Origin of the sequence: Pauljensenia sp. UMB1177, from assembly GCF_030217965.1 — a bacterium.
Classification (GTDB): Bacteria; Actinomycetota; Actinomycetes; order Actinomycetales; family Actinomycetaceae; genus Pauljensenia; species Pauljensenia turicensis_A.
In genome coordinates this window covers 1-258 of the sequence record NZ_JASOOV010000040.1, presented here as the reverse complement: position 1 = coordinate 258, position 258 = coordinate 1, and the positions used below count along the sequence as shown (strand labels likewise).

At 39.9% G+C, this 258-nt stretch carries 1 protein-coding gene; it reads right to left on the bottom strand.

The window, feature by feature from the left end:
- On the bottom strand, nucleotides 1–239 hold a 239-nt coding region (locus QP442_RS08505; RefSeq protein ID WP_285069804.1), incomplete at its 3' end, for a hypothetical protein.
- Between the last annotated feature and the right edge of the window lie 19 nt (nucleotides 240–258).

Below are 258 nucleotides of genomic sequence, written 5' to 3'. Positions count from 1 at the left end.
ACTTGTTTATCTTCTCCTTCATAGCTAGCCACTACTACTCCCATTTGACCACTAGTTGTTAACGTATTCGCTATACCTTTTCCAACTCTACCTCGACGATACTGAGAACTTGGTCTTTCCAAATTGATGGAATCTCCTATTTCTGCTTGAGCATATCCTTTTTTCGTTGCTTCCCGTACTTTTAGAAATTGGATTGGTTCTGGAATTAGTATTTTGGGGATCTTATCTCCTCCTTGCATCGTAGTCAGTGTTGGAGAT